24 protein-coding genes and 4 tRNA genes are annotated in these 26431 nt (G+C 40.4%); 21 read left to right on the top strand and 7 right to left on the bottom strand.

The window, feature by feature from the left end:
• Positions 1 to 25: 25 nt before the first annotated feature.
• Positions 26 to 1822 carry a glycoside hydrolase family 15 protein gene (locus PQ461_RS16300; protein WP_274206591.1) on the bottom strand — a complete coding sequence of 599 codons (1797 nt, stop codon included), beginning with the start codon at positions 1820 to 1822 and terminating at the stop codon, positions 26 to 28.
• 157 nt (positions 1823 to 1979) lie between these two features.
• Between PQ461_RS16300 and PQ461_RS16295 the strand changes: the two genes are divergently transcribed.
• From PQ461_RS16295 to PQ461_RS16270, 6 genes are all read left to right on the top strand, one after another.
• Positions 1980 to 2717, top strand: coding sequence for a nucleotidyltransferase (locus PQ461_RS16295; protein WP_274206590.1), 738 nt, complete (start codon positions 1980 to 1982; stop codon positions 2715 to 2717).
• A 3-nt stretch (positions 2718 to 2720) separates the two neighbouring features.
• The gene (locus PQ461_RS16290; protein ID WP_274206589.1) at positions 2721 to 3461 is read left to right on the top strand and encodes a metallophosphoesterase family protein; all 741 of its coding nucleotides are present in this window, start codon (positions 2721 to 2723) and stop codon (positions 3459 to 3461) included.
• Between the two features lie 21 nt (positions 3462 to 3482).
• The gene (locus tag PQ461_RS16285) at positions 3483 to 3875 is read left to right on the top strand and encodes a lipocalin-like domain-containing protein (protein WP_274206588.1); all 393 of its coding nucleotides are present in this window, start codon (positions 3483 to 3485) and stop codon (positions 3873 to 3875) included.
• Positions 3876 to 4044: 169 nt separating this feature from the next.
• Positions 4045 to 5364: a gluconate:H+ symporter gene (locus PQ461_RS16280; RefSeq protein ID WP_274206587.1), complete on the top strand. Its 1320-nt coding sequence runs from the start codon at positions 4045 to 4047 to the stop codon at positions 5362 to 5364.
• 381 nt (positions 5365 to 5745) lie between these two features.
• Positions 5746 to 8994 carry a SusC/RagA family TonB-linked outer membrane protein gene (locus tag PQ461_RS16275; protein ID WP_274206586.1) on the top strand — a complete coding sequence of 1083 codons (3249 nt, stop codon included), beginning with the start codon at positions 5746 to 5748 and terminating at the stop codon, positions 8992 to 8994.
• Between the two features lie 11 nt (positions 8995 to 9005).
• On the top strand, positions 9006 to 10460 hold the full coding sequence (locus PQ461_RS16270) for a SusD/RagB family nutrient-binding outer membrane lipoprotein (RefSeq protein ID WP_274206585.1): 1455 nt from the start codon (positions 9006 to 9008) through the stop codon (positions 10458 to 10460).
• Positions 10461 to 10526: 66 nt separating this feature from the next.
• Here PQ461_RS16270 and PQ461_RS16265 read toward each other — a convergent pair whose 3' ends face one another.
• The 3 genes from PQ461_RS16265 to PQ461_RS16255 form a co-directional block, all read right to left on the bottom strand.
• Positions 10527 to 12290: an ABC transporter ATP-binding protein gene (locus PQ461_RS16265; RefSeq protein WP_274206584.1), complete on the bottom strand. Its 1764-nt coding sequence runs from the start codon at positions 12288 to 12290 to the stop codon at positions 10527 to 10529.
• Between the two features lie 12 nt (positions 12291 to 12302).
• A complete protein-coding gene (locus PQ461_RS16260) occupies positions 12303 to 14063 on the bottom strand; it encodes an ABC transporter ATP-binding protein (RefSeq protein WP_274206583.1) in 1761 nt (586 codons plus the stop codon).
• 106 nt (positions 14064 to 14169) lie between these two features.
• Positions 14170 to 15132: an acyltransferase family protein gene (locus PQ461_RS16255; RefSeq protein ID WP_274304021.1), complete on the bottom strand. Its 963-nt coding sequence runs from the start codon at positions 15130 to 15132 to the stop codon at positions 14170 to 14172.
• A 253-nt stretch (positions 15133 to 15385) separates the two neighbouring features.
• Here PQ461_RS16255 and PQ461_RS16250 point away from each other — a divergent pair, with 253 nt between their 5' ends.
• The 4 genes from PQ461_RS16250 (at position 15386) to PQ461_RS16235 (ending at position 17675) form a co-directional block, all read left to right on the top strand.
• Complete coding sequence (locus PQ461_RS16250; protein WP_274206582.1) at positions 15386 to 16636, top strand: DUF2130 domain-containing protein; 1251 nt, start codon at positions 15386 to 15388, stop codon at positions 16634 to 16636.
• Between the two features lie 8 nt (positions 16637 to 16644).
• The gene (locus tag PQ461_RS16245) at positions 16645 to 16884 is read left to right on the top strand and encodes a hypothetical protein (RefSeq protein ID WP_274206581.1); all 240 of its coding nucleotides are present in this window, start codon (positions 16645 to 16647) and stop codon (positions 16882 to 16884) included.
• 13 nt (positions 16885 to 16897) lie between these two features.
• Positions 16898 to 17395, top strand: coding sequence for a hypothetical protein (locus PQ461_RS16240; protein ID WP_274206580.1), 498 nt, complete (start codon positions 16898 to 16900; stop codon positions 17393 to 17395).
• A 127-nt stretch (positions 17396 to 17522) separates the two neighbouring features.
• Positions 17523 to 17675 carry a hypothetical protein gene (locus PQ461_RS16235; RefSeq protein ID WP_274206579.1) on the top strand — a complete coding sequence of 51 codons (153 nt, stop codon included), beginning with the start codon at positions 17523 to 17525 and terminating at the stop codon, positions 17673 to 17675.
• A 211-nt stretch (positions 17676 to 17886) separates the two neighbouring features.
• On the opposite strand, the gene PQ461_RS16230 is transcribed toward PQ461_RS16235, so the two are convergent.
• Genes PQ461_RS16230 through PQ461_RS16220 form a run of 3 tightly spaced genes read right to left on the bottom strand, consistent with a single transcriptional unit; the run spans position 17887 to position 20478 of the window.
• The gene (locus PQ461_RS16230) at positions 17887 to 18891 is read right to left on the bottom strand and encodes an MlaD family protein (RefSeq protein ID WP_274206578.1); all 1005 of its coding nucleotides are present in this window, start codon (positions 18889 to 18891) and stop codon (positions 17887 to 17889) included.
• 1 nt (position 18892) lies between these two features.
• Complete coding sequence (locus PQ461_RS16225; RefSeq protein WP_274206577.1) at positions 18893 to 19666, bottom strand: ABC transporter ATP-binding protein; 774 nt, start codon at positions 19664 to 19666, stop codon at positions 18893 to 18895.
• Positions 19667 to 19668: 2 nt separating this feature from the next.
• A complete protein-coding gene (locus PQ461_RS16220) occupies positions 19669 to 20478 on the bottom strand; it encodes an MlaE family ABC transporter permease (protein WP_443192774.1) in 810 nt (269 codons plus the stop codon).
• 329 nt (positions 20479 to 20807) lie between these two features.
• On the opposite strand from PQ461_RS16220, the gene PQ461_RS16215 reads away from it, so the two are divergent.
• The 11 genes from PQ461_RS16215 to tuf all read left to right on the top strand — a co-directional run bounded on the left by PQ461_RS16215 (position 20808) and on the right by tuf (position 26415).
• Positions 20808 to 21923, top strand: coding sequence for a glycoside hydrolase family 26 protein (locus PQ461_RS16215; protein WP_274206576.1), 1116 nt, complete (start codon positions 20808 to 20810; stop codon positions 21921 to 21923).
• A gap of 85 nt (positions 21924 to 22008) precedes the next feature.
• Positions 22009 to 22284 carry a hypothetical protein gene (locus tag PQ461_RS16210; protein ID WP_274206575.1) on the top strand — a complete coding sequence of 92 codons (276 nt, stop codon included), beginning with the start codon at positions 22009 to 22011 and terminating at the stop codon, positions 22282 to 22284.
• A 53-nt stretch (positions 22285 to 22337) separates the two neighbouring features.
• Complete coding sequence (locus PQ461_RS16205; protein ID WP_274206574.1) at positions 22338 to 22865, top strand: adenine phosphoribosyltransferase; 528 nt, start codon at positions 22338 to 22340, stop codon at positions 22863 to 22865.
• A gap of 83 nt (positions 22866 to 22948) precedes the next feature.
• Entirely contained in the window at positions 22949 to 23140 is a 192-nt protein-coding gene (gene rpsU / locus PQ461_RS16200) for a 30S ribosomal protein S21 (RefSeq protein WP_274206573.1), read from the top strand.
• Between the two features lie 61 nt (positions 23141 to 23201).
• A complete protein-coding gene (locus PQ461_RS16195; RefSeq protein ID WP_337993474.1) occupies positions 23202 to 24095 on the top strand; it encodes a tyrosine-type recombinase/integrase in 894 nt (297 codons plus the stop codon).
• 12 nt (positions 24096 to 24107) lie between these two features.
• Positions 24108 to 24461, top strand: a complete 354-nt coding sequence (hpf, locus tag PQ461_RS16190) for a ribosome hibernation-promoting factor, HPF/YfiA family (protein ID WP_274206572.1) — start codon at positions 24108 to 24110, stop codon at positions 24459 to 24461.
• A gap of 171 nt (positions 24462 to 24632) precedes the next feature.
• Positions 24633 to 24705 (top strand) — tRNA-Thr (locus PQ461_RS16185).
• 59 nt (positions 24706 to 24764) lie between these two features.
• Positions 24765 to 24847, top strand: a tRNA-Tyr gene (locus PQ461_RS16180).
• A gap of 86 nt (positions 24848 to 24933) precedes the next feature.
• Positions 24934 to 25006, top strand: a tRNA-Gly gene (locus PQ461_RS16175).
• Positions 25007 to 25100: 94 nt separating this feature from the next.
• Positions 25101 to 25172, top strand: a tRNA-Thr gene (locus PQ461_RS16170).
• Between the two features lie 55 nt (positions 25173 to 25227).
• Positions 25228 to 26415 (top strand): elongation factor Tu, encoded by a 1188-nt coding sequence (tuf, locus tag PQ461_RS16165; RefSeq protein ID WP_274206571.1) that lies wholly within the window; start codon positions 25228 to 25230, stop codon positions 26413 to 26415.
• Positions 26416 to 26431 lie beyond the last annotated feature (16 nt).

The raw sequence follows: 26431 nt of genomic DNA, 5'->3' as shown, positions 1-26431 counted from the left end.
AGTTTGCACTAATATAAGGGTTTGATTAGTTGTTTGCTTTTTTGTTTAACCTGTTAATTTCAATGGCGGCGCTGATAAGTGCTAAATGTGTGAATGCCTGCGGAAAATTGCCCACCTGCTGCCCGCTGTTACTCAATTGCTCGGAATATAACCTTAGCGGACTGGCATAACCCAGCAGCTTGGCAAATACCTCATTGGCTTCCTGGATATGCCCGCTTTTTGCCAGGCATTCGGCATACCAGAAAGAACACATGGTAAAGGTGCCTTCTTCGCTGCCAAGCCCGTCAACATTAATATCCGTATTGCGGTAGCGGTAAATCAATACATCAAGCTTAAGTTCGCGCTCAACTGCTGCAAGCGTTTTTAACCATCGTGGTTCTTTAGGGCTTATAAATCTTACCAAAGGCATTAATAGTACCGAAGCATCGATCTCGTCCGAATCTCGGTATTGCACATAAGCCTGTTTCTTTTCGTTCCAGAAGTTGTCGTGTATATGGTTATAGATTTCGTCGCGTACCTCAAGCCATCTCTGATGCGGAAAAGGGAATGACCTGTTGTCGCCAATTTTTATAGCCCTGTCTAAAGCTACCCAGCACATTAACCTCGAGTGCAGAAAGTCTCTTTTACCGCCTCTTACTTCCCAAAGTCCGTAATCGGGTTTGTTCCAGTTTTCGCACACATATTCAACCTGTTTAACCAGCATTTCCCAAAAGGCATGGGTAATCTCGCCACCATACTTATTATAGAGGTATATGGTGTCAATCAGTTCGCCATAAATATCCATCTGGTGCTGATTAACGGCGTCATTGCCAATCAGTACGGGCTTCGAGTTTTTATAACCTGATAAAGGGATTTCCTTTTCTTCGGGCGATTTCTGGCCATCGATGTTATACATCACATACATCTCCTGCGGTATGCAATGTTCCGATAGCCAATGCATAAAAGCCGATGCCTCTTCCATAAAACCAAGCTTCAGGAAGGCATACATGGTGAAGGATGTATCACGAATCCAGGTGTAGCGGTAATCCCAGTTACGTTTGCCGCCAATTTTTTCAGGTATGCCGAATGTTGGTGCGGCAATCATTGATCCGTATTTAACCGATGTCAGCAGTTTAAGCGTAATGCATGATCGGCGCACGGTTTCAATCCAGCGACCGGTAAAGCGGCACTGGTTTATCCAGTCTTTCCAGTAATTAAACGTGTTGTTATAGCAATCAATGCATACCCCGTGAAAGTTATCAGAGAAACTGCTGTTTTCAATGTTGCCCTGGAGTACAAAACATACCATCTCACCCTGTTTTAATAAGAAGCGATGGTCTATATCATTATCCGAAACAGTAAGCGGTATTTCAGTAAACAGGTGTAATTTTTGGCCATCTTCCGATTCAAAATCTATCCTGTGGTCGCTATGTGCCGAAGCTTTATGCTGCGATTGTGCATAATTAAAACGTGGTTGGCATTGCAGGTTGAAGTTGATATCTCCCCTGATGCTTTTTAGTTTTCTGACAAGTGTAAGGCGGTGATCTTTGGCATCAATAGACATAAAGTCGGTCAGTTCAGCAATACCATCTTCCGAGAAGAAACGCGTTACCAGTATGGCAGAATCTGTAAGGTATAGCTGTTTAAAGTTCATTTCAGACAACTCGGGCTTTATACAAAAAAAGCCACCTTTCTCACTGTCGAGCAATGCACCGAAAACACTTGGCGAATCAAACTGCGGTAAGCACATGTAATCAATTGATCCCTGGTTTGATACCAGCGCAACTGTATTTAGATTTCCTATTATGCCATAATTTTCGATCAGCTCGTACCTGTTTTCCATTCCGCCAGTGCTTTAATTTATGCGTTGTAACTGCTATAACCTGTAAGGAGACAAGCTTGCAATACTTTTGTTTGTTGGTACACCAAAACACAAAGGAGTACAAAGTGGTTGTATTAAGTACCAAAAGCAGTATGTTCTGTGAGAGGAAAAAGATAATATGGTTATTAATGAAGATAAAGAAGCGCACGAGTTTTACACTAAGGCATTAACCATACTTAATGAAAGCGGTGTTGAATTTATGCTTGGCGGTGCGTTTGCATTTTTTACCTATACCGGTATTTACCGGGATACTAAAGACATTGATGTTTACTGCCGGTATTCAGATTGCCCTAAGATATTAAAGCATTTTTCTGAAAAGGGGTATAAAACAGAATTTACCGATGTAAGATGGCTTGCTAAGGTTTTTAACGGCGATTATTTTATCGACATTATATTCGATACAGTCAATAATATATGTAAAGTTGATGACGACTGGTTTAAACGTGCCACGCCAGTGAAGTTTTTCGACTGTAATGTGAAAGCTATACCTGCCGAAGAATTGTACTGGGGTAAGATATATGTACAAAATCGCGAACGCTACGACGGTGCTGACCTTAACCACCTGATGTTGAAAAGAGGCAAGCAGTTTGATTGGAAGCACCTGTTCTCGAGGCTTGACACGCACTGGCATTTATTACTGGCACAACTGCTGCAATTTCAGTTCGTTTACCCGTCAGATTATCATGAAATAGTCCCGAAATGGTTATTTGACGAATTGATGCAACGTGCAGCGCAGCAATATGAGCTGCCTGATCCGGTGGTACGCGTATGCCGCGGGCCAATGATTGATCAGACACAATACGCTATTGATATTAAAGAATGGGATTATAAGTCATACACCATTGTAAGTGTTTAACTAATGGAAGAAAAAAAAATAACACGCATTGCAGCTGTAGGTGATATACATGTTAAAGAAACAGATAAGGGTAAATGGGCCGATTATTTCAGGGAGGTATCGTCAAAAGCTGATGTGCTTATTATATGCGGCGATCTTACCGATACTGGCGATGAAGACGAGGCACATATCTTAGCGGCTGAACTGCAAGCCTGTACCATACCTGTAATTTGTGTATTAGGTAATCATGATTATGAAAAAGGCAGACAAAAAATGATACGCCAGGCCTTACAAGGCCATAATGTATATGTATTAGATGGTGAAGCTATTACTGTTGGTAATGTAGGTTTTGCAGGTATTAAAGGTTTTGGTGGTGGTTTTGACAACCACATGCTTACCATGTTTGGTGAGGATGCCATGAAAGCATTTGTACAGGAAACCGTTAACGAGGCGTTGAAACTGGAGCGTGCTTTAGCCAAATTGGAAGCCGACCCGGATGTAATACACAAGATCGCCGTATTGCACTACGCCCCTGTAAGTGCCACAGTAATTGGAGAACCCGAAGCTATATTCCCGTTCTTAGGGTCTTCGCGGCTGGCCGAGCCGATGCTGCGTAAAGGAGTTTCGGTATGTTTCCACGGGCATGCACATGCAGGTACTTTAGAAGGAAGTATCAACGGCAGCGGTATTAAAGTTTACAATGTTGCCAAGCCTATACTGGTTAAAGCTGGCTATCAATGCCCGTATTATTTGTATGAGGTTTAAATGTTTACTTATCTTCACTGCATGAGAAATATGCTGATTGTTGCTTTTGCCATTCTTATGTTCAGTGCATGCACAGGTGCTTTAAGCCAGGAGCAGCTTGTGGGTAAGTGGAATTACGTAAAGGTAGGTGTACCCAATAGCAGTCCGCCTGATACTGTTACCCGTGCAGAATTAGAAGAGAATAAGCCTTACATTGTATTTAAGCAGGATAATACCTTTAGTATTACCTGGGGAGGCAAAACACTTTCTCATGGTACTTATCAGCTATCCGGGAAAAACATTAATGTAAAAGAAGCACTGCCTGATGGTAAAACCCGCGACTTCCCATTTTACGTGTCCGAAATCTCTGGCAAAAAAATTACGTTTGAAACTACCGGAGCGGATGGCTCGCGTGTAACGGCTGTGAAAGAGTAACACTATTCTGAGGTCTTTATGGGATAAGAAATTGCTTTATTCGGAGTGCATCTTTTTTTAAGATGCTGCGTGATAATATTTGCAAATCCTGCAAATTTTTGATTTTTCACCAAAATTTTAAATTCAAATATTACATTGCGGTTGTCTAATTGATTAATCTCCAATCTTAATGGCATTATTGACCATCCTGCTTTGTCTTATTTTGCTTGTACTGCTGGTAAGCTGGGCAAAAGTAAATCCCTTTCTTGCTTTTCTACTGGTATCTGTTGTAGCGGGGCTTTTATTAGGCATCCCGGCAGAAAAAGTAACCGCATCTGTGCAGAAGGGCATGGGTGACACGATGGGGTCGCTTATTATTATTATTTGCCTGGGCGCTATGCTGGGCAAGTTGATCGCAACAAGCGGGGCGGCACAGAAAATTGCAGGCGTATTGGTCAACGCAAGTGGAAAAAAGAACATGCAATGGGCGCTGGTACTGGCTGGCTTTGTGGTAGGTATCCCTTTGTTTTACGGTATAGGCTTTGTACTGGTAGTACCGCTCATCTTTTCAATTGCTTATAAATATAAAATCAATGCGGTTTATATAGGCCTGCCTATGCTGGCAGCGCTTTCTGTAACACATGGCTTTTTACCGCCGCATCCTTCGCCAACGGCATTGGTGAACCAGTTTCATGCTAATATGGGCGTTACTCTTGTTTACGGGCTGATCATTGCTATACCTACTATTATCATTGCCGGTCCGTTATATGCCCGCACTTTAAAAAATATCCATTCGGAGCCGTTGGCTACATTTCGCCCGGCAGATATTGCAGACGAGGACTTGCCAAACGCTTTCAATAGTTTTTTCAGCGCACTGTTGCCGGTTGTGCTGTTAATGCTCACAACATTATATCCGCACCTTAATATACAAAGTCCAACACTTAATAAATGGATGGCATTTATTGGCGACCCGGCAATAGTAATGCTGATCTCGCTTATCTATGCAACATTCAGCCTTGGCTTAAGCAGAGGTAAAAAAATGGGCGCATTGAGTAGTATATATGTTGAGGCGCTGAAAGATATCGCAATCATATTACTCATTATTGCCGGTTCTGGTGCATTTAAACAGGTACTTGTTGATAGCGGTGTAAGTACACAGATAGCAGCACAGTTGCAGACCCTTAATATGCATCCGCTGGTAATGGGTTGGGTTATCGCTGCTATTATCAGGATCAGCCTGGGCTCAAGTACTGTTGCCGGGCTTACAGCGGCGGCTATAGTAGCTCCAATAATAGGTACTCAGCATGTTGACCCCAATTTGATGGTGCTTTCTATAGGGGCTGGCAGCCTGGTACTGTCGCATGTCAACGACTCTGGTTTTTGGATGTATAAAGAATATTTTAATCTGAGTATTAAAGATACATTTCGGTCATGGTCGGCAATGGAAACCCTGGTAGCCATACTGGGTTTAGGTGGAGTAATGCTGCTGAATTTGTTTATACATAGGTAATTCAAATACTTCGCAATATATGCGTACATAGTAAAAGCTATGTAACAATCAAAGCAGCTTTAACGTAAAAAAAGCAATTGAACGAACTCAGTAAACTAACTGTATTATTTACAGTTATTGATGTTTTTTTATTTATTGGTCTCTTTTTTATTGATTAATGCTTTTAAATTCTCAATTTTTTATAATAAGCACCATTTATCTTCTTCTTTTAATAAAATAAACTTATCAATTTGATAGAGTGTAGTATTTCCTGTGGGTTTATTTATAAAATGCGGAAGGATTGTGAAGATTTTATGAAGTTTAATTGCCGAATAATTAATATTTATATTGACGAATAAAAAAATATCATAATTTAGGGCTTTATTAACTAACTGACATTACATGAAAAAAATTCTACTCAGCCTTTTATGGGTTTTGGGTTTGTGGGGCTCTTATGCCTATGCACAAACCCGGACAGTTACCGGAACGGTAACCGCAAAGGAAGACGGGCTTCCAATTCCCGGCGTTAGTGTTCAGGTTGTAGGTACTACTACTGGTACCCAAACCGATGCCAACGGACGATTCAGGTTAAACGTGCCAAATTCTGGTGCATTAAAATTTACCTTTATTGGTTACAACTCACAGGAAAGATCAATCAATGGTCCTTCAACTGTATTTAACGTTGTGCTTGAAACTTCAAGCAAGCAACTGGGCGAGGTTGTTGTAACAGGTGCGTTAGGTTTAAACCGTACCCGTAACCAGCAATCTTATGCTGCGCAACAAATTTCTGGCGATGCTATCTCCAGCACTCGTTCTCCAAATGTTGCCTCAGAATTATCTGGTAAAGTATCAGGTTTGGAAATTCGCCAGTCAAACAGCTTAGGAGGTTCTACAAACGTTGTTATCCGTGGTGCCAAGTCAATCTATGGCAACAACCAGGCTTTGTTCGTTGTTGACGGTGTTCCCTTCAGCAATGGTGGCTTAAACAGCGCATCTATCAGCACCAGCACCCAAAGAACGGGTGGCGGTGGTTATGATTACGGTAGCCCTGCTAATGACATCAACCCTGATGATATCGAATCAATTACCGTATTAAAAGGTGCTGCTGCAACCGCGCTATATGGTTCACAAGGTTCTAACGGTGTGATCTTGATCACCACCAAAAAAGCTAAAAAAGGCTTAGGTATTACCGTTAACGCAGGTGTTGGTACAGGCGCTATTGATAAATCAACCTTTGCTAAATATCAGAATGAATATGGTGGTGGTTACGGCCCTTACTACGAAGATCCTACAGGCCAGTTCTTCTATCGCGACGTTAACGGTGACGGTAAACCAGACCTGGTTGACCCGCTTACAGAAGATGCATCTTATGGTGCAAGGTTTAATCCTAATTTGTTAGTATATCAATGGGATGCTTTTTCACCATACTCTCCAAACTACAAAAAAGCTACACCATGGATTGCAGCAGCAAATGGACCTGCAACCTTCTTTACTCACCCGGTTATTAATAACGAAAGTATCGTTATTTCAAACGGTGGTGATAATGGCGACTTTAAGTTAGGTTATACCAGGAATAATGAGACCGGTATTATGCCTAACAGTAATATCCTTAAAAACAACCTTGATTTTTCCAGCAATTACAACATTACTTCTAAGTTGTCTGCCGGAGCAAACATCAGCTACATTAATACAGTAGGTTTGGGTCGTTACGGAACAGGTTACCAGTCTGATAATATCCTGAACTCTTTCCGTCAGTGGTTCCAGGTGAACAATGATGTTCAGGAAATGAAAGACCAGTATTTCGCTTCGGGTGGTAAAAACATTTCATGGAACCCAACCAGCGATACTAACCCAAAACCTATTTATTGGGATAACCCTTACTTCATCAGGTATCAAAACTATGAAAATGATACCCGCAACCGTTATTTCGGCAACGTACATGCTAATTACAAAATTAATAGCTGGATTAATGTATTGGGCCGTGTAACAGTGGATAACTGGAACCAGTTACAGGAAGAAAGAAGAGCAGTTGGTTCAACAGGGGTATCTGGCTATACCAGAAGAAACCTTTCTTTCAATGAAACTAACTATGATTTCATAGCCAACATGGATAAAAACCTTACTTCTGACCTTAATTTAAAGGCAGTGGTGGGAGCAAACATCCGTAAGCAACGTTATCAGCAAATTAATGCTGCAACAAACGGTGGATTAGTTGTTCCTGGTTTATATGCGTTATCTAACTCGGTAAACACCCCTCTTGCACCGGGTGAAACAGATCAGAGCCGTCAGGTTACCGGTGTTTATGCAGACGCTACCCTGACCTGGAAACAATTGATCACTTTAGATGGAACCATACGCCGTGACGCTTCATCAACCTTACCTAAAGGTAATAACAGGTATTATTATCCTTCAGTAGCGGGTGGCTTCATCTTTTCTCAGTTATTAAAACAATGGACCTGGTTATCATATGGTAAATTAAGGGCTAACTATGCAGAAGTAGGTAATGATGCAGCTCCTTATAACTTACTTGATACCTACAGTTTAAATACTCCTTTTGGTTCAATTCCTCAGGCTAATGTTAGCACTCAGAAAAATATTCCTGATCTTAAGCCAGAGCGCACACGCAGTACTGAGGCTGGTTTAGAGTTAGCCTTCTTCAACAACCGTTTAAGTTTAGATGGTACATATTATGTTACCAAAACAGTTGATCAGTTAATTCCTGTTCCGGTATCAACTGCTACAGGTTATGCAAGTACTTACATTAATGCTGGTACTGTTCAAAATAAAGGTATCGAGTTAACTGTAACCGGTACACCGATTAAGAGCAAAGATTTCCAATGGAATGTTAATGTCAACTTTACACGCAACCGCAATAAGTTGATCGAATCTTACAAAGATGCAAGCGGCCAGTTTGCTGATAACTTAGTGCTTGGAACATTCCAGGGTAACGTAAGTTTAAATGCTACACTTAACCAACCATTGGGTACAATCAGAGGTACAAACTTTGTTTATAAAAATGGCCAGCCTGTGGTTGGTGCTGATGGTTACTATGAACAAGATCCAAACCCAAATTCAGTTATTGGTAACTACAATCCTAACTGGATTGGCGGCATCGGTAACACCTTCAGGTATAAAAACTTAAGCTTAAGCTTCCTGATTGATGTTAGAAAAGGTGGACAGGTATTCTCTCTTGATACTTATTATGGTATGGATACTGGTTTATATCCTGAAACTGCTGGCTTAAATGATAAAGGTAACCCATCACGTTTGCCAATTGCACAAGGCGGTGGTATCATCTTACCTGGTGTTAAAGAGGATGGTACCCCTAACAATGTTCGTATTGAGAACAATGCAAGTGGTGCTTATGGTTATGAAACCCGTCCTAACGCAGCATTTATTTACGATGCAAGCTATGTGAAGTTAAGAGAAGCATCTATCTCTTACTCATTCCCTCAAAAATGGATCAGCGGTATGGGACCGGTTAAAGGTATCGACCTTTCATTAAACGGACATAACCTTTGGATCATTCACAAAAACTTGCCATATGCCGATCCTGAAGAAACTTTAGCATCAGGCAACTTGCAAGGTTACCAAAGTGGTTCTATGCCAACCGTGCGTTCATTTTTACTTAACTTAAAAGTTAGATTCTAGAAGAGAAAGTCATGAAAAAAATTATATATGCAATTTTACCTGCCGTTATGCTTGCATCGGCTTGTAAAAAGGATTTAACAAGTATTAACGTAAACCCTAAAAGCCCTACCACGGTTCCGGCAGCAGCCGAATTTACACAGGCAGAGCATACGTTTGTTAATACGGTTACATCGTCAAACGTTAACTTAAATACATTCAGGCTAATTGTGCAGCATTGGAATGAGACCACCTATACCGATGAGTCTAATTACAACCTGTCTACATCAAGGTCAATCACTGATGGTATGTGGAATGCATGGTACCGTGATGTGCTTGAAAACTTAGAGCAGGCAAAAACATTAGGTACGGCACAAAGTACAAATCCTGCTGCAACAAAAGTAGACAATGCTGAGGCCGATATACTTGAAGTATATGCTTATTATTATCTGGTTACTACTTATGGTAATATACCGTACACCAAAGCTTTAAATCCGAGTAACCTTTTTCCATCATATGATGATGCTGCAACGGTTTATAACTCATTACTTACCCGTTTAGATGCTGATATTGCAGCTTTAGCGGGTGGTACTGGTAGTTTAGGTGCTGCTGATGTTATTTATGGCGGCAGCGCAGCCAAATGGACCAAATTTGCTAATACCCTTAAACTTAAGATGGGTATTACCATTGCCGATGCAGATAACGCAAAAGCAAAATCTGTTATTGAGTCTGCGGTTGCTGCAGGGGTGTTTACCTCAAACAGCGACAATGCATTTTTCGGTTATTTGAGTGCTCCACCAAATACCAACCCTGTTTGGGTTGACCTTGTACAAAGTGGCCGTTTGGATTTTATCGGAGCAAGTACTTTGGTTAATCAGTTAAAAAGCAATTCAGATCCTCGTTTGCCGTTGTTCTTTACAACTGATAACAAAGGTGGTTATTCTGGGCAAACTCCTGGTTCAAGTGCCAGCTATGCCAACTTCTCTGCACCAAGCACAACTTTAACAGCACCTAATTTCCGTGGTGTGTTAATGGATTATGCAGAAACTGAGTTTGCTTTAGCTGAAGCTGCTGCCAGAGGTTATAATGTTGGTGGTACCGCAGAAAGCCACTACAATGCAGGTATTACTGCCAATATTTTAGATTGGGGTGGTTCGGCAACTGCTGCAGCTACTTACCTGGCGCAACCATCAGTAGCATATACTACAGCTGTAAGCCCAACTGCTACTTACAAACAAAAAATTGGTTTACAAAAATGGATCGCTTATTACAATAGGGGTTACGATGCATGGATTGCTCAGCGTTTGCTTGATTATCCTTATATGGTTCCTCCAACAAAAGCATTATCTGGTTACCCGGTACGTTTTACCTATCCGGTAAATGAAGGTAACGTAAACGGTGCTAACGTTAAAGCAGCCGGACAAGCCATCGGTGGTGACTTAGTTACCACAAGACTTTGGTTTGATAAAGCAGATCAGGTAAAACCATAACCTGAAACAATGTATCATAAAAACGGCGGCTTGATTCAAGCCGCCGTTTTGTTTATCAACTATTTTTTAGCTTGTGCGTTGCCGGTTCAACAATAAATCCATCGCATCATTCAATGACCCCGCAGGTGTCACTTCCCCGGAATTGACGAAGAATATTTCATCTGCATTTTCAATCGTGTTTAAGCGATGTGCAATAATCACGCGGGTAGTGGTAGCTGGCAAACGGTCTAATATATCGCCTAACAGCTTTTCGGTAATGGTATCAATATTGGCCGTCGCTTCATCCAGAATTAAAAGTTGTGGATTACGTAATACCGCGCGCATAAAGGCAATTAATTGCTTTTGCCCTAAACTGATACTGTCGCCACCAGAGGATACAAGCGTATCAAGCCCGTTATCAAACATCGCCAGCAGATTACCAAGATTAGCTTCTGTGATAACTTTTTCTAACTGCTCATTGGTATAATCCAAATACTCTTCATTTCCATAAAGGATGTTGTCTTTAATAGTACCCGTGAACAGAAAGGGCTCCTGTAAAATAAAGCCAATCTTTTTACTGCGTTCTTGTGCTGTATAACTACGGATGTCTTTGCCGTCAAGTAATACAGTCCCGCTTGTTGGGTCATACAGTCGCGCTATAAGGGATGCTGTAGTAGTTTTGCCACCACCTGTTGGGCCAACCAGGGCATAAGTTTTGCCGGGCTGCATTTTCATGTTAACATTGTGCAATACTTCTTTTTTCTCATCATAGCAAAACGTTACGTTACGGAATTCGAGTAACGCGTCAGAGGTTTCTACTGTAGCTTCGGGTAGGTATGTTAAATCGCTTTCTAAAGATAAGATCTGGGATATGCGGTCCCAGCCTGCCATAGCAAGTTGAAAGTTGGTCCACAAAGCGGCAAGCTGGCGCAGTGGATTATAAAAGTTGGTGGCATACGATAAATAACTTACCAATAAACCGATGGTAAACTGGCCAACACTGATGAGGTAAATACCAAACGTAAGTACAATGAGCTGTGCAATGCTGGCAAATAAGCCGTAAATAGGTACAAACATATTGTTTGCCAGGCCCGCACTTATAGCTGTTTTATAGTTTTCATCATTGGCGATTGCAAATCTTTTACGGAAGTAATCGCGGCGGTTAAAGGCAATAATTACTTTAAAATTGTTCAGGCTTTCCTGTATCTCGGCGCTTAAACCGCCAACGCTTTTTAAATTTTGAGCGTTGGTGCGTTTAATCCATGGTGAAAGTATCAATGTAAGAAACAGTATGGCAATGGCTGGTATCAGTGTGGCTGCGCCAAGTTCGAGTTTGATAACCAGCAAAAATATACCCGCCCCAATCATGATAGAAATATTGCCAATGAATTGCATCAGCGACTGAGAGAAAAACTGGTTAAGCTTATCCGTATCATTGTTCAGCCTTGAAATTAGGTCGCCTGCCTTGTTTTGGTTAAAGAAGCTTACAGGTAATTGCTGCAACTTATTAAACAAAGCATTGCGCAGTGTAAATAACATGCGCTGGCCAACTCCACCCATCAGTTTAGTTTGCGAAAAACTGGTGCCGAGTGCTACCAAATACATACAGAGCAGTATGATGGCGTTATGTATTACACCATTAAAGTTTTTATGCTGCACATAATTGTCAATAGTATGGCCTATCACTAAAGGGCCTAACAAATTGAGGGTAGAGTTAATCAGTATAGCAAATGTGGCCAGTATCAGCGTAGGCTTTTCATGCGCTATCATTTGCAGCAGTTTTTTTAAACCAGCCCAGGTAGAAGGTTTTTGCTGCTCTTTATTAATTTGATTAAGATTGTAATTTGTCATTTTGCGAGCAGTTTAATTGTTGACACCGGTTTCGTAGTTGCTGGTACTTTGTTGCGAGTTGTAGATCTGCACATAGTCAGTGCTTGTTTTCATTAGCTCTTCGTGTAAGCCGCGCGCAACAATCTCACCTTCCATCAATAAAATGATCTGATCGTAATGCTCTACTGATGCAATTTTTTGTGTAACTGAAATAAGTGTAAGGTCAGGGTAATTCTTCTGAATATTGCTTAATATTTTCCGTTCGGTATTACTGTCTACACGTGCAGTAAAATCATCGAGCAAAAGTATTTTAGGATTAATAGCTAATGCGCGTGCCAGCATAATGCGCTGCTTCTGCCCACCCGAAAGGCTCGAGCCGCGTTCAGAAACTATCGTGTTTAGTTTTTCGGGTAAAGTATCAATGAAATCTTTTAATTCAGCAGTTTCTATCGCTTTCTGTAATGATTCATCTGTAACAGTGTCATTAAAAGCTATATTTTCACGGATACTCATGTTAAATATAATGCTATCCTGAAATACAAAACCTACCTGGCTGTGAAAACGCTCGCTATCATAAGCCTCAATTGGTTTACCGTCAAATAAAACTTCACCTTTTGCCGGACTGATCAGGCCGGTTAGCAGATAAAGCAGTTGCGTTTTACCCGAAGCCGTTGGCCCTATAACGGCTATTTTTGACCCGGCGGCTACCTTTAAAGACACATCACTAAGGGCGGGTTTAAGCCCGTAAAAAACGTTTATGTTCTTCAGCTCAATCTCGCCCGTCAGCGTATTTTTAAGTGTGCCTTTTTCAATCAGGTCGGGTGCGGTTAACACTGCGTTGATGCGCTGGAAGGAGGCTGTTGCCTGGGCAATTAGATTGCTCATGAAACCAATTACAAATATCGGGAAGATGATAAGCGACAGGTAGCTATTAAATGCTGCAAAGTTGCCTAAGCTCATGCTGCCTCTGATAACAAAGTGCCCACCCATAACTAATATGGTTAATGCAGCCATATTGGCGGTGAAAGTTACGATGGGTATCAATCCTGCAAAAAAGCCTAGGATCTTTAATCCGTAGTTTTTGGCCTCGGTATTAGCAGTGATAAACTTATTATATTCTAATTGCTGAGAATTTACAACCCTTACCAAGGCAGAACCTAAAATGCTTTCGTTAATTACCTTGTTCAGCTGATCTATCACCCCGCGGCTTTTCATAAATAATGCACGTACATTTTTAAGCACATAATAAAAGGTGCCTCCAATTACAGGTATAATAATCATAACCGCCATTCCAAGGCGCCAGTTGATACTTAGCAACAATACACTGCCACCGATGATAATAAACAACGATGAAACAATAGATACCAAAGCCTGCGCAACGAATAGCTTAATAGAATCTACATCAGAAGTTAGGTTGGTAAGCAGCTTTGCCGGGTTGGTTTTTTCGATAAATAAGTAGCTTTGTTTTGATATTTTATCGGCTAATCGCCTGCGTAGGTCAACTGCCACTTTTTCTGAGGCATAGGTTTGAATAACGGTTTGTAAATAGCCGAAAATGAAAATGAGTATTACTGCGGTTAAAAACTTCTTCAGGATATCCGTTAACACAAACTGATGTTTGTTGTAATCATCAATTCCGCCGGCAATAACTTTTGGTAACCAAAGGTTAATGCCATTGCTAAGCAGTGCAAATAGCAATAACAGGGTAACCATGCCTATATATGGTTTAAGCAAACTAAATATTCCTGGCTGCTTGCTGCCTTTTATTTGAGGGGATTGTGTTGCTGTAGTCATTAGATAGGTTGACGATTAGTAGTAGAGAATATTTTAATTAAAAACATTCAATTATACCAACTAATTCGCAAGCACAACTATAACGCACTTATTATATTTAAGAAACTCAGTTAGCCAGTAAAAATCCAAGTTTTATTTTTTGAAACAGCTTTGAAATTACAACGGCAATTGCGCAAACTAACAATACTGAAAATATTGGGATAAGAATGCTGGCGCCCGGAAAACTAACAGGTAACAGATGCTGATTATATAATTTACTTAGTGTAATAATGATTAAGGGATTAAGGCAAAATATGGCTAATGTGTTTTGAGCAATAACGTGACAGATATTAGATATGCTCTTAGGTAGAAAATTGTAATTAACATTTGGGTTAATAAATGCAACTGATAAAAAAATGCTGCAAATGAAAACAGAGGGGCGTAAATACGGATCTGTAGTTTTGATAAAAGATGCTTCAATCAATATCAGGAGCAATGATAAAAGAGACACGAATATTGATGGATTTAACTTAAATCTTTTTCCTCTTGCATAGGCTACTACTATAAAAATATAAGGTAGCCAGTAAACAAATAGCCGGTTTGATATTTGATTGAATATTTTTAGTTCAAACCAGTTTGAATAAGCCAAAAAGGCATAAAAAGCTATGGATACTATAAAGATAACTTCTAAAGAAACTATTGCTGAAACCTTACGTGCAATAGAAGCGATAACCGGGAATAGCAATAATAACTGGAAAAGAATGATGAAATAATACTGTCCGGACCATCCATAACCAGTCCAGTATTTTACAACTATTTTTACAATAGAAAGGCCCTTTGCATCGGCAGTTAAAAAGAAATACACCAGCGACCAAAATATAAAAGGGACGAAAAGTTTATAAAATCTTTTCATGGTCTGCATTTCTCCCCTTTTTATGAATGAAATTTCCTGGAAGTATGCCCATAAAAAAATAAAAACAGGGACACAAAATCTAAATAAGTCCTGTGAGTGTTGAAGGTCAATCTTGCGGTCAAAAGCTGTTAAAGTAAAAGGTATAGTGTGGCTTCCATGTATGAAAACAACAGCCATTATGGCAATCGTTCTAAGTATGTCTACACCTATAAGTCTTCTGGATGCCGTGCTTGTATGATTTTCGGGAACTGAAACGGTTGATAAAGTAGTCATAAGGTTGATTGGCTTTTGTGTTTCATTGCCGTCCCTAAGATAAATTAAAGCACGGATATTTTACGTAGTATGTCATCTATATCCGGCATGTAAATAACTAATATTAGATAAGTAATTTTGCAGATCGTTATCTTTAAACTTTAATTAATAACAATACATGGCAACAGAAGTTAAGTGTCCGAGTTGCGGGCATCCGTTTCCAATTGAGGAAGTGATGACCGAAGAGTATAAGAAGCAGCTTCGATTGCAAATGCAGCAATATACCAAACAAAAGGAAGACGAGTACCGCAAAAAAGATGAGGAGTTTAATCAGCGCCAGCAGCAGCAGCAGTTGAGCTTTGAACAACGACTTATTGAAGAAAAAAAGAAAGTGCAGCTTACCATGGAGGAAAGCTTGCGCAAAACTATTTCGGCCGACTTTGAAACACAGATGCAATTATTGCAAAACAGTGTAAAAGAGAACGAGGAGAAGCTAAAATTAAGTCGCCAGAAAGAACTGGAGTTTTTGCAGAAAGAACAAAGCCTTAAACAAAGGGAAGAAGAATTGCAGCTTGAGCTTCAGCGTAAGCTTACAGAGCAGCGAAACGAACTGGCTGAGCAAATACGCAAGCAGGAAAGCGAAAAATATAACCTGAAAGATACCGAGCATCAGATGCGTGTGAAAGAGCTGGAAATGCAGCTGGAACAGCAAAAGAAACTTGCCGACGAAATGAAGCGCAAGGCAGAACAGGGATCTATGCAATTACAGGGCGAGGTACAGGAGGTGATTTTAGAAGAACTGCTGCGCACTAATTTTCCGTTTGATATGATAGGTGAGGTAGGTAAGGGGGTACGTGGCGCCGATTGTATACAAACCGTACGAAATCAATTTGGGCAGGAGTGCGGGCGTATCATTTATGAAAGTAAACGTACCAATGCATTCTCGAACGAGTGGATAGAAAAGCTTAAAAAGGACATGCGTAATACAGGTGCAGATATAGCAGTAATTGTAACCCAGTGTTATCCGAAGGATATGGACTGCTTTGGTGAGCGTGACGGTGTCTGGATCTGTTCATTTGAAGAAGTAAAACCGGTAGCTTATATATTAAGAGATACGGTACTTAAATTGTCGGCGGTATTGCGTTCGCAGGAAAACAAAGGAGACAAAATGCACCTGTTGTATGATTTCCTGACCAGTAATGAATTTTCGGAGCAATGGAAAGCCATTCGCGAAGGTTTTATGAGCATGCGCATGTCGATACTTAAAGAACGCGAAGCCATGGAAAAGCTTTGGAAGGCACGCGAAAAGCAACTGGAAAAAGTTTTGTTAAGCGCAGCCCATATAAAAGGTTCTATAGAAGGAATTGCAGGCAGCGACAATATACAGCTTAGCCTTACCGACGATGAAGATATGATGCTGATAGATTAGTTTTGATTATGAAAGCGGAGTTAATTGCGCAGTATCAGAAAGCATTGTTGATGCTTATTGATTGTATTAGGCAATGCCCGCAAGAATTATGGAATGATACTACTTATGAAAATGCTTTTTGGCGAATCACTTATCATACTCAGAATGCCCAACACTTGGGTTGGGCAGCAGGGATTCGGGATTCTACAAGGGGTTATGGAGCCTTGCCGTATAGATGGTTAGTAGCTATTCCAGAAGGTGTGAGATAATAATGGGCAAATTATGAGAGCTTATTTTTCAATTTTAGTTATTGGGGCACTGTTTTCATCTTGCTTTCCAAAAGGGAAAAATGTAAACGAGTTTAACTTTTATCTACCAGAATCAAAACTACACTTTACTACATCGAAGGTAGCCAGTGGGAGATTTTACGTGATAATTTCAAAATTAGGCAATGTAAATCATATGTCTGATAATGTCGATTACATAGAGTGTAAAGTCGAGGATCAAATATTGGTGATTGCCTTGGATCCAAACGACAAGAATCGCATATATTTTAAATATCCTTATATAAAGAAGATAAATAAAAAGCATTTGGATCTAATTGAAATGTCTCCTGATGCTTTTAAAAAAAAGTTTTATCATATAGGTTCTGGTACCAGCCCGGATACCTTAAAGAGCCAATACAGACAACTTTTAATTGCGCCAATGTCTTATCACATTATTTTTCAGAGAGATTCTATAGTTGACCACCAAGAAGTTTTGAAAAACGGGGATATGTAAGGTTATAATTTCTTAGAGAAGATAAATTACATAGAAGATGAACCGCTGATTATAATAACGGTGTATACTAAAGATGAACTGGCGGCTTATGCAAAACAGCTAATAGCACAGTGTTCATCACGCATTAATGAAGATTATAATTTACAAAATTGGATTTGATTGGCTGCCGATGAGCCTAGCCGGGTTATACATATATAACCTGCGCCACTTGCAGCACCATATCGGCCAACTTACAGAGCGTTTAAAAACAAGTAATGCTATTGTTATCACATGGCAATAAACAAACAAAGCCTCCGAATTGGAGGCTTTGTTTGTTTTAACTCAATGCAATAGTTTAAAGTTAGGGACTTTAATATTGTGTAAGCATTACGCCTTTTTTGAGTCAGCTGTTAGTTTAGTTAGTTTAATGCGTTTTGTTGACACAATTATATGCTTTTTTATCAAATTTTCAAACAGTTATAAAAATTATATTCTGCATTTAACACTGCAGTTTACTGTTTACGTTGCTTCTCTGCTTCTTTTATCGAATCTTGTTTTGCTTTATCGCGTTTCTTGAAAAAACCTTTCAATAAAAAGTTGTGCTGTGCAGCCTCAAGGTCGTCATTTAGTTTCACAGAACTTTGTTGCAGATAGTTAATCGTGCTCTGTACTTTAACGGCTGCTTTCTGGTCGTTTAACAATACACCTAAAGCGTTATCGGTGCTGTTTAATTTATTACTGGCACGGTTCAGGTTTTCTGCAAACTCGCTGGCAGTGACCGTAGTTTTCTGTAATTGCGCAACTGCCTGCTGTATATGGTTAAAAGTGGCTGTATCTGTTGCCAGCTTGTTAGCAAAACCATCCTTTGAGTTAAGCTTTGCCCCATATACATTCAACTGCTCGGCCATGCGTGCTGCATTACGCGTGGTAGCATCAAGGTTTTGTATAACCGCCCTGAACCGGGCTGATAGTACAGTATCTGTCATTAACTGGCCAACCATTCCTTTACCTTCAATAATTTTATGGCTAAGTGTTTTAAAGTCAGTTGTTATGGCAAGCAGGTTTTGATTGTTTTTCTGCAGCGTTTTCATAATATCATCCGTACTCATCACCTGTTCAACCTGTAGCTGGTCGCCGTCTTTGATAACAGGAGCCTGCGGCGTACCACCTGAAATAACAATTAGCTTATTACCAATAAAGCCTTCAGAACTGATACGGGCACCGGCATTGCTATGTATAAATTGCTGCGCCGATTTATCAATGTTCATGGTAACGTATACCTGCGAGATACCTACAAATTTGATATTGCTGATCATACCTACGCGCACGCCCGAAAACCACACGTTGTTTCCCTTCATCAAACCGTTCACATCATTAAATACAGCACTGATATGTACGCCATTACTAAAACTTTTACGCTGATTGCCATAAGTAAGTACGCCTACAATAAATATAACAAGGCCAAGGGCTATGAAAATGCCTACTATTATGGTTTTTTTATTTTCTTCTCTGTCCATATTACGCTATAAAATTATAGTTGTAAAACGCTTTAACGCGTTCGTCATCTGTATTAAACACTTCTTCAAAACTTCCTTCGCGCTCAAATTTTCCGTCAAGCAGCATTACAATACGATCTCCGGTAGCTTTAGCGCAGGTAAGGTCATGGGTAATAATAATGGCCGAGGTATGAAACCGTTGCTGTACCTCGTTGATCAGGTCATTGATCTCTATCGAAGTAATAGGGTCAAGGCCGGCGGTTGGTTCGTCATATAACATAATGTCGGGCTGTAAAATCAATGTACGTGCTATCCCTATACGCTTACGCTGTCCACCCGAAAGTTCTGAAGGCATCTGGTTAATGGTTTGCAGCAGCCCTACCGCATCCAGTATCATTTCAATACGGTTATTAATTTCTGCGCGGCTAAGGTTTTTACTGTTTCTTACCAGCGGAAACTCCAGATTTTTGCGCACTGTCATACTATCATACAGCGCACTGTTCTGAAATGAGAACCCCACCTTTAACCGCAATTCGCGCAGTTGCCTGTCGTCAAGGGTATCCAGGTTTAAACCCATTACACTTATTTCGCCGCTATCGGCAGTAAGCAGCCCTGAAATAATTTTTATCAGTACAGACTTACCTGTGCCGGATCGGCCTAAAACTACCAGGTTTTCTCCCTGGTACAGGTCAAGGTCAACACCGCGTAATACATCGTTGTCACCAAAAGATTTCTTAAGGCCACGAATGGTGATCACCGGGTTGTTATAGTCGATATTTGTATTTGGTTTTGCCATAACTATCTGAACCAGCCGGTTATCTGTACAATTAAAATTTCTTCTATAAATACCAGGAACATGCCTGTCACCACGGCCGAGTTGGCTGCTTTACCAACACCCTCTGTTCCGCGCGATGAGTTATAGCCTTTATAACAACCTACCATGCCTACTGTAAAGCCGAATACGATAGATTTAATCAGCGACGACTCAAAGTCTATATACGTTAAAGGCTCAAAAGCCTGCTCTATAAAAGTGCTGTAGCTGGTACCCTCGTTGGTGTGTACATTTAAATATCCGCCCATCATAGCCACAAATGCAGTGTAGGTAGCCAGCAGCGGCACCGATATGGTGGTAGCCAGCACACGTATGCAAACCAGGTATTTAAAAGGGTGTGTACCTGATACTTCCATAGCATCAATTTGTTCGGTAACGCGCATTGAGCCTATTTCGGCACCGATACTCGAGCCCACACGCCCGGCTATGATTAGCGCCGTAACCAGCGGTGCCAGGGCGCGCATAATGGCTATGGACACCAATGAGGGCAGCCATGATTGTGCCCCGAACTCGCTTAATGACGGGCGCGACTGCTTGGTAAATATCATACCCACAATAAAGCCGGTTAAAGTGATCAGCGCAAGTGAACGTACGCCAACTTCATAACACTGGCGCATCAGTTCCTTAAATTCGTAAGGGGGAGTAAACGCTTCTTTAAAAAAGCGAAGAATAAACATGCATACTTTATACAGATCGGTAAAAGTAGTTTTTAGGCTGTTTATAAACCCGTTCGGCCGCTTTTTTACCGGTTCTGCTGTAGTTCCTGGTGTATCCATCTAATGTTTTTCGGTCGGTATTCAATTTAATCATCTTACTTACAAACACTAACTCATGTTGTTTGGCAGATACGGCCAAAATAAACAGATTTTATTTTTTCAGGACAAAATCAGTATTAAATTATACGCTTAATATAGCTATTACTTAATAATCTCACATTAAAATTGAACTTAAGCCCCTATAGCATAGTGTGGCATATCATCACTGCGCCAAATGGTGCAAAAATCTGCAGGTGTGTGATGCTTACTATATGTCGCTAAACAAATAATATCGTTTAGCATTTGTAATTTAAACTTAGCACTTTTACTGATCTAATTTTCGCTTTGATATGAAACATGCAGCCGCGCGTTTAATGGTGTCATTTATGTTCTGTACAGGTATTGGCTATGCACAAATACCTTTAAGCGATACCAAAGCGACTAAAGAGACACGGGCCTTGTACAGTAATTTGCAAAAAGTACAGGGAAAGGGTGTGATATTTGGCCACCATGACGATACTGCTTACGGTATTGGATGGGCGTTAAAAGATAGTTCGGATGTAAAGGCCGTTGCAGGTATTTATCCGGCTTTATATGGATGGGATGTGGCCAAAATGGAGCATGACAGCACCAACGATATCAACGGCGTTCCTTTTGAAACTCAGCGTAAATTGATACAGGAAGCTTACCAGCGCGGCGGTATCAATACCATTTGCTGGCACATGGATAACCCCGTAAACGGGCAAAATGCCTGGGACACCACACAAAACTCTGTGAAAAACATTCTGCCGGGCGGCCCCAATAATGAAGAATATAAGGATTATTTGAAGCATGTAGCCAGGTATCTTAAAACACTGAAAGGTAAAGATGGCGAAGCCATTCCGGTTTTGTTCAGGCCGTTTCATGAGCTCACGGGCGGCTGGTTCTGGTGGGGTGCTAAAACGACAACGCCGCAGGACTTTATCGCTTTATGGCAATATACCATTGATTTTCTGCGCAAAAAGCAAAAGCTTCATCATTTAGTGATTGTTTACTCAACCGCTGACTTTAATTCTGAACAGGAATTTTTAGAACGCTATCCGGGTGATGGTTATGTGGATGTGATGGGGTTTGATCTGTATTGCACTAAAAATGTAGATCAATACACCGACCGCCTCCATAAACAACTCGGTATTTTACAAACAGTGGCTGATGCACATCATAAACTAATGAGCATCCCTGAAACGGGTTATCAAGGCATACCCGATACCAACTGGTGGACCAATGTATTATTGCCGCAATTAGTAAAGTTTAGTAAGCTATCTTATATAATGACCTGGCGCAATGCCACTAAAGAGCATTTTTTTGCACCTTATCCCGGTCAGGTGAGTGCTGCTGACTTTGTCAGGTTCTCCAAAAGCCCTAACATCATATTCCAGAACCGTATAACGCCTTTAAACATCTACGGAAAAGCAATGAATGAATAAAAAGATTAAAAGGTATTAAGCTTTTTAATATGGTGTATTCAAACTTTTTTGATAGAAACGGTTTTAAATAAGAAAATCTTAAAGTATGAATGCTTACCAGCAAAAATGGATTGATGTATTAACACAGGCCAATGTGCCGGGATGGAAAATCAATGCACGTAACGAAACGATAGAGATCAAAGTGCCGAATGATAAAGATTTGAAAGCGCTGGCAGACAATCTGGAAATTGTGCTGGCCGAAATGTCGCTGGATATCAATCTGCCCAAAGAGCGCCTGAAGTTTGTACTTAAAAATGATAGAGGAGAGGTTGATTATATACTTAATCCGGATAATGCAGACCTGAATACCGCTAAACATTAAATGAACTTTAAGGTACAGACATTTTTGCTTAAAATTGTGGAATTTGAACATTCATGATTGACCAGCAAATAAAAGCAGCCATAAGAGATATTCCCGATTTTCCGAAACCGGGAATTATTTTTAAAGATATTACCCCGATATTAAAAGATCCCAAACTGTGTGATGCCGTTGTTGATGCCTTTGTACAGCAACTCAAAAACAAGCGGGTTGATGTAGTTGCAGGGATAGAAAGCCGCGGCTTTTTGTTTGGTCTTTCACTTGCCTGCAAATTAGGTGTACCATTTGTGCCTGTGCGTAAGGCTGGTAAATTGCCCTACAGCGTTAATACAAAAAAGTATGAGCTTGAATACGGTACTGCAACCATAGAATTGCATACCGACGCTTTTGAACCAGGACAGCATGTGCTGATCCATGATGATCTTTTAGCAACCGGTGGCACAGTTACCGCTGCAAGAGAATTGATTGAGGAAATGGGTGGAAAGGTGGCCGGCTTTTCTTTTGTAGTTGGCTTAAGCTTTTTAAATGGCAGAGACAAAATAGCGCCGTTATCAGACAATATTATTGTACTTGCAGAATATTAGTTGATAATCATTAAGTTGTATTTTGATAATCAAAACTTTTACCTACCTTTGTCATCCCACGAAAGGAGGTATATCAGGGTATTATGATTATAGTAAATGTAAAAGACGGCGAATCATTAGATAAAGCATTAAAACGCTTTAAAAAGAAATTCGAAAAAACAGGTGTATTACGCGAGCTTCGCAGTCGTCAGGCTTTCGAAAAGAAATCCGTAACCCGCCGCCACGTGGTGAAACATGCCATTTATAAGCAAGGTTTAAATCAAGACAACGCGTAACTTTTTGTTACAAATTTCTTGTACTACATATTAAAACTATTTGTACATTCATATTTACGGTGTGCAAATAGTTTTTATGTTTTTAGAGCGGTTCATACAATATATCCAGCACGAAAAGCGCTACTCGGCGCATACGGTAATCGCTTACCGGCACGACCTGGAACAATTTTATGCTTTTCTTGATCCTGCTATTCAGCTGCAGGATATTTCGCATCATGACATCCGCAACTGGATGGTATCCTTAATGGAAGATAAAAACTCCTCCCGTACCATTAACCGCAAAATTGCAACCCTTCGTAAGTATTTTAAATTTCTGTTAGGGGAGAAGCTTATTGAAACTAATCCGGCCTCAAGGGTACAAACACCTAAAATTTCGAAACATCTGCCGGTAGTAGTGGAAGAAGATAAATTATCTGGATTGCTTGACAGCGAAGATGCGTTCACAACCGATTTTGAAGGTGTGCGTGATAAACTGGTTATCGAAATGCTGTTCGGTACAGGTATGCGTTTAGCCGAACTGTTAGGTGTTTCAGAAACCGATTATGACCTGTATAATGGTACAATTAAGGTGTTGGGTAAGCGTAACAAAGAGCGTTTGGTACCTGTAAATGCTCAATTAAAAACCTTAATAGCTGAGTATCTGGAGTTAAAAAAAAGTAAAATTTTTGATAACAAATCTTTAAGACTTATCGTTACTAATAAAGGAGCGGATGCATATCCGAAACTAATTTATTTAATAGTGCATAAATATTTGTCAGCCATATCAACCCAGCAAAAAAGAAGCCCTCATATACTGAGGCATACTTTTGCTACAACACTGTTGAATAACGGTGCCGACTTAAATGCGATTAAAGAGCTTTTGGGCCATGCTAACCTGAGCGCAACCCAAATTTATACCCACAATTCTGTGGAACGGTTAAAATCTATTTACAAACTAGCCCATCCAAAGGCTTAAACAGGAGGAAACATGAAAATTACAGTTCAATCAATTCATTTCACAGCCGACAAAAAATTATTAGATTTTATTCAGAAAAAGGCCGATAAGCTGGATCAGTTCTATGATAAAATCATAAGCGGCGAGGTTTATTTGAAACTGGAAAACGTAGAAGACGAATCGAACAAGGTTGTGGAGATTAAATGTATTATACCTGGCAGTCAGTTGTTTGTAAAGGAGAAGTGCAAAAGTTTTGAAGAAGCAACAGACCTGGCGGTTGAAGGGTTGCGCCGCCAAATAGAAAAACATAAGCAGAAAAAGGCTGCAGCCGCAGAAACTGCTGCAAAAGTAGTGCTTACTGTAACAGAATTAGAAGACGAATTTTAACGTAAAAAACTGCTTTATAGCACATTAAATCGACGGGTAAAAAACCCGTCGATTTTTTTTTGGAAAAAATTTTGAACGGGTTATTTTTTGTGTACATTTGCATTCCCTTTTGGAGAGGTGGTCAACATATGACACCAACACAAAAGCTGTTCTTTAAAAGAAAATATAAAAGCCTCCTTAGCTCAGCTGGTAGAGCAACTGACTTGTAATCAGTAGGTCATTGGTTCGATCCCGATAGGAGGCTCAGTTAATTACGAATTGCTGAATTGATAATTTATTGATTCAAATATTTAGGATTAGCACGGGGAGATTCCAGAGCGGCCAAATGGATCAGACTGTAAATCTGCTGTCTTACGACTTCGGAGGTTCGAATCCTCCTCTCCCCACAGGCTGGATAATGAGAAAAATGAGTGAATTAGCGAATGATTGATAAGATAAATTCTTCATTCACTAATTCACTCTTTGTCTAACCGCGGAAGTAGCTCAGTTGGTAGAGCGATAGCCTTCCAAGCTATAGGTCGCGAGTTCGAACCTCGTCTTCCGCTCAAAAGTTTTTGAGTTACTAAGTTAACAAGTTATTGAGTTGGTAAGTATATCAGGGCGATAACTTAATGATAAAATAACTCAACAACTAATAAAGCCGATGTAGCTCAGGGGTAGAGCACTTCCTTGGTAAGGAAGAGGCCATGGGTTCAAATCCCATCATTGGCTCGGCGTTAATAGCGACAATTAAATAGAAAATTAACCTACAAACATTTTATAAATCATGGCAAAAGAAAAGTTTGACCGCAGTAAACCGCACTTAAACATCGGTACAATCGGTCACGTTGACCACGGTAAAACAACCCTTACCGCAGCTATCACCAAAGTTTTAGCTGATAAAGGTTTATCTGAGGCTCGTTCTTTCGATTCAATCGACTCAGCTCCTGAAGAAAAAGAGCGTGGTATCACCATCAACACAGCTCACGTTGAGTATTCTACAGCTAACCGTCACTATGCACACGTTGACTGTCCAGGTCACGCGGATTACGTGAAAAACATGGTTACTGGTGCTGCTCAGATGGACGGTGCTATCTTAGTAGTTGCTTCTACTGATGGTCCTATGCCTCAAACTCGCGAACACATCCTGTTAGCTCGTCAGGTAGGTGTACCTGCACTTGTTGTTTTCATGAACAAAGTTGACATGGTTGACGATCCGGAATTATTAGAACTAGTAGAAATGGAAATCCGTGAATTATTATCATTCTATGATTTCCCTGGAGACGATATCCCAGTTATTCAAGGTTCAGCTCTTGGTGGCTTGAATGCAGAACCAAAATGGGTAGATAAAATTATGGAGTTAATGGATGCTGTAGATAACTACATTCCAATCCCTCCACGTCTGACCGACCTTCCATTCTTGATGCCAGTTGAGGACGTGTTCTCAATCACTGGTCGTGGTACAGTAGCAACTGGCCGTATCGAGCGTGGTGTTATCAACTCTGGTGATCCGGTTGATATCTTAGGTATGGGTGCAGAAAACTTAAAATCAACTGTAACTGGTGTTGAGATGTTCCGCAAGATCCTTGACAGAGGTGAAGCTGGTGACAACGTAGGTTTATTGTTACGTGGTATTGAGAAAACTGATATCCGTCGTGGTATGGTTATCTGTAAACCAGGTTCAGTAACTCCTCACACAGATTTCAAAGCAGAGGTTTACGTATTATCAAAAGCTGAAGGTGGCCGTCACACTCCATTCTTCAATAAGTACCGTCCTCAATTCTATTTCCGTACAACTGACGTAACAGGTGAAATTTCACTTGCTGAAGGTGTGGAAATGGTTATGCCTGGTGACAACGTTACAATCACTGTATCATTGATTAACGCTATCGCTATGGAAAAAGGCTTACGTTTCGCTATCCGCGAAGGTGGTAGAACCGTAGGTGCAGGCCAGGTAACTGAAATTTTAAAATAATAAAATTTCAAAAGGT

The organism is Mucilaginibacter sp. KACC 22063 (assembly GCF_028736115.1).
GTDB lineage: Bacteria > Bacteroidota > Bacteroidia > Sphingobacteriales > Sphingobacteriaceae > Mucilaginibacter.
The sequence above is the reverse complement of the archived record's forward strand: the minus strand, read 5'-3'. Positions and strand labels throughout refer to the sequence as shown.

Coding starts and splice junctions, on each gene's coding strand:
- PQ461_RS16300 (WP_274206591.1), bottom strand. CDS start 1,822: ATGGAAAACAGGTACGAGCTGATCGAAAATTATGGCATAATAGGAAAT.
- PQ461_RS16295 (WP_274206590.1), top strand. CDS start 1,980: ATGGTTATTAATGAAGATAAAGAAGCGCACGAGTTTTACACTAAGGCA.
- PQ461_RS16290 (WP_274206589.1), top strand. CDS start 2,721: ATGGAAGAAAAAAAAATAACACGCATTGCAGCTGTAGGTGATATACAT.
- PQ461_RS16285 (WP_274206588.1), top strand. CDS start 3,483: ATGAGAAATATGCTGATTGTTGCTTTTGCCATTCTTATGTTCAGTGCA.
- PQ461_RS16280 (WP_274206587.1), top strand. CDS start 4,045: ATGGCATTATTGACCATCCTGCTTTGTCTTATTTTGCTTGTACTGCTG.
- PQ461_RS16275 (WP_274206586.1), top strand. CDS start 5,746: ATGAAAAAAATTCTACTCAGCCTTTTATGGGTTTTGGGTTTGTGGGGC.
- PQ461_RS16270 (WP_274206585.1), top strand. CDS start 9,006: ATGAAAAAAATTATATATGCAATTTTACCTGCCGTTATGCTTGCATCG.
- PQ461_RS16265 (WP_274206584.1), bottom strand. CDS start 12,290: ATGACAAATTACAATCTTAATCAAATTAATAAAGAGCAGCAAAAACCT.
- PQ461_RS16260 (WP_274206583.1), bottom strand. CDS start 14,063: ATGACTACAGCAACACAATCCCCTCAAATAAAAGGCAGCAAGCAGCCA.
- PQ461_RS16255 (WP_274304021.1), bottom strand. CDS start 15,132: ATGGCTGTTGTTTTCATACATGGAAGCCACACTATACCTTTTACTTTA.
- PQ461_RS16250 (WP_274206582.1), top strand. CDS start 15,386: ATGGCAACAGAAGTTAAGTGTCCGAGTTGCGGGCATCCGTTTCCAATT.
- PQ461_RS16245 (WP_274206581.1), top strand. CDS start 16,645: ATGAAAGCGGAGTTAATTGCGCAGTATCAGAAAGCATTGTTGATGCTT.
- PQ461_RS16240 (WP_274206580.1), top strand. CDS start 16,898: ATGAGAGCTTATTTTTCAATTTTAGTTATTGGGGCACTGTTTTCATCT.
- PQ461_RS16235 (WP_274206579.1), top strand. CDS start 17,523: ATGAAGATTATAATTTACAAAATTGGATTTGATTGGCTGCCGATGAGC.
- PQ461_RS16230 (WP_274206578.1), bottom strand. CDS start 18,891: ATGGACAGAGAAGAAAATAAAAAAACCATAATAGTAGGCATTTTCATA.
- PQ461_RS16225 (WP_274206577.1), bottom strand. CDS start 19,666: ATGGCAAAACCAAATACAAATATCGACTATAACAACCCGGTGATCACC.
- PQ461_RS16220 (WP_443192774.1), bottom strand. CDS start 20,478: ATGGATACACCAGGAACTACAGCAGAACCGGTAAAAAAGCGGCCGAAC.
- PQ461_RS16215 (WP_274206576.1), top strand. CDS start 20,808: ATGAAACATGCAGCCGCGCGTTTAATGGTGTCATTTATGTTCTGTACA.
- PQ461_RS16210 (WP_274206575.1), top strand. CDS start 22,009: ATGAATGCTTACCAGCAAAAATGGATTGATGTATTAACACAGGCCAAT.
- PQ461_RS16205 (WP_274206574.1), top strand. CDS start 22,338: ATGATTGACCAGCAAATAAAAGCAGCCATAAGAGATATTCCCGATTTT.
- rpsU (WP_274206573.1), top strand. CDS start 22,949: ATGATTATAGTAAATGTAAAAGACGGCGAATCATTAGATAAAGCATTA.
- hpf (WP_274206572.1), top strand. CDS start 24,108: ATGAAAATTACAGTTCAATCAATTCATTTCACAGCCGACAAAAAATTA.
- tuf (WP_274206571.1), top strand. CDS start 25,228: ATGGCAAAAGAAAAGTTTGACCGCAGTAAACCGCACTTAAACATCGGT.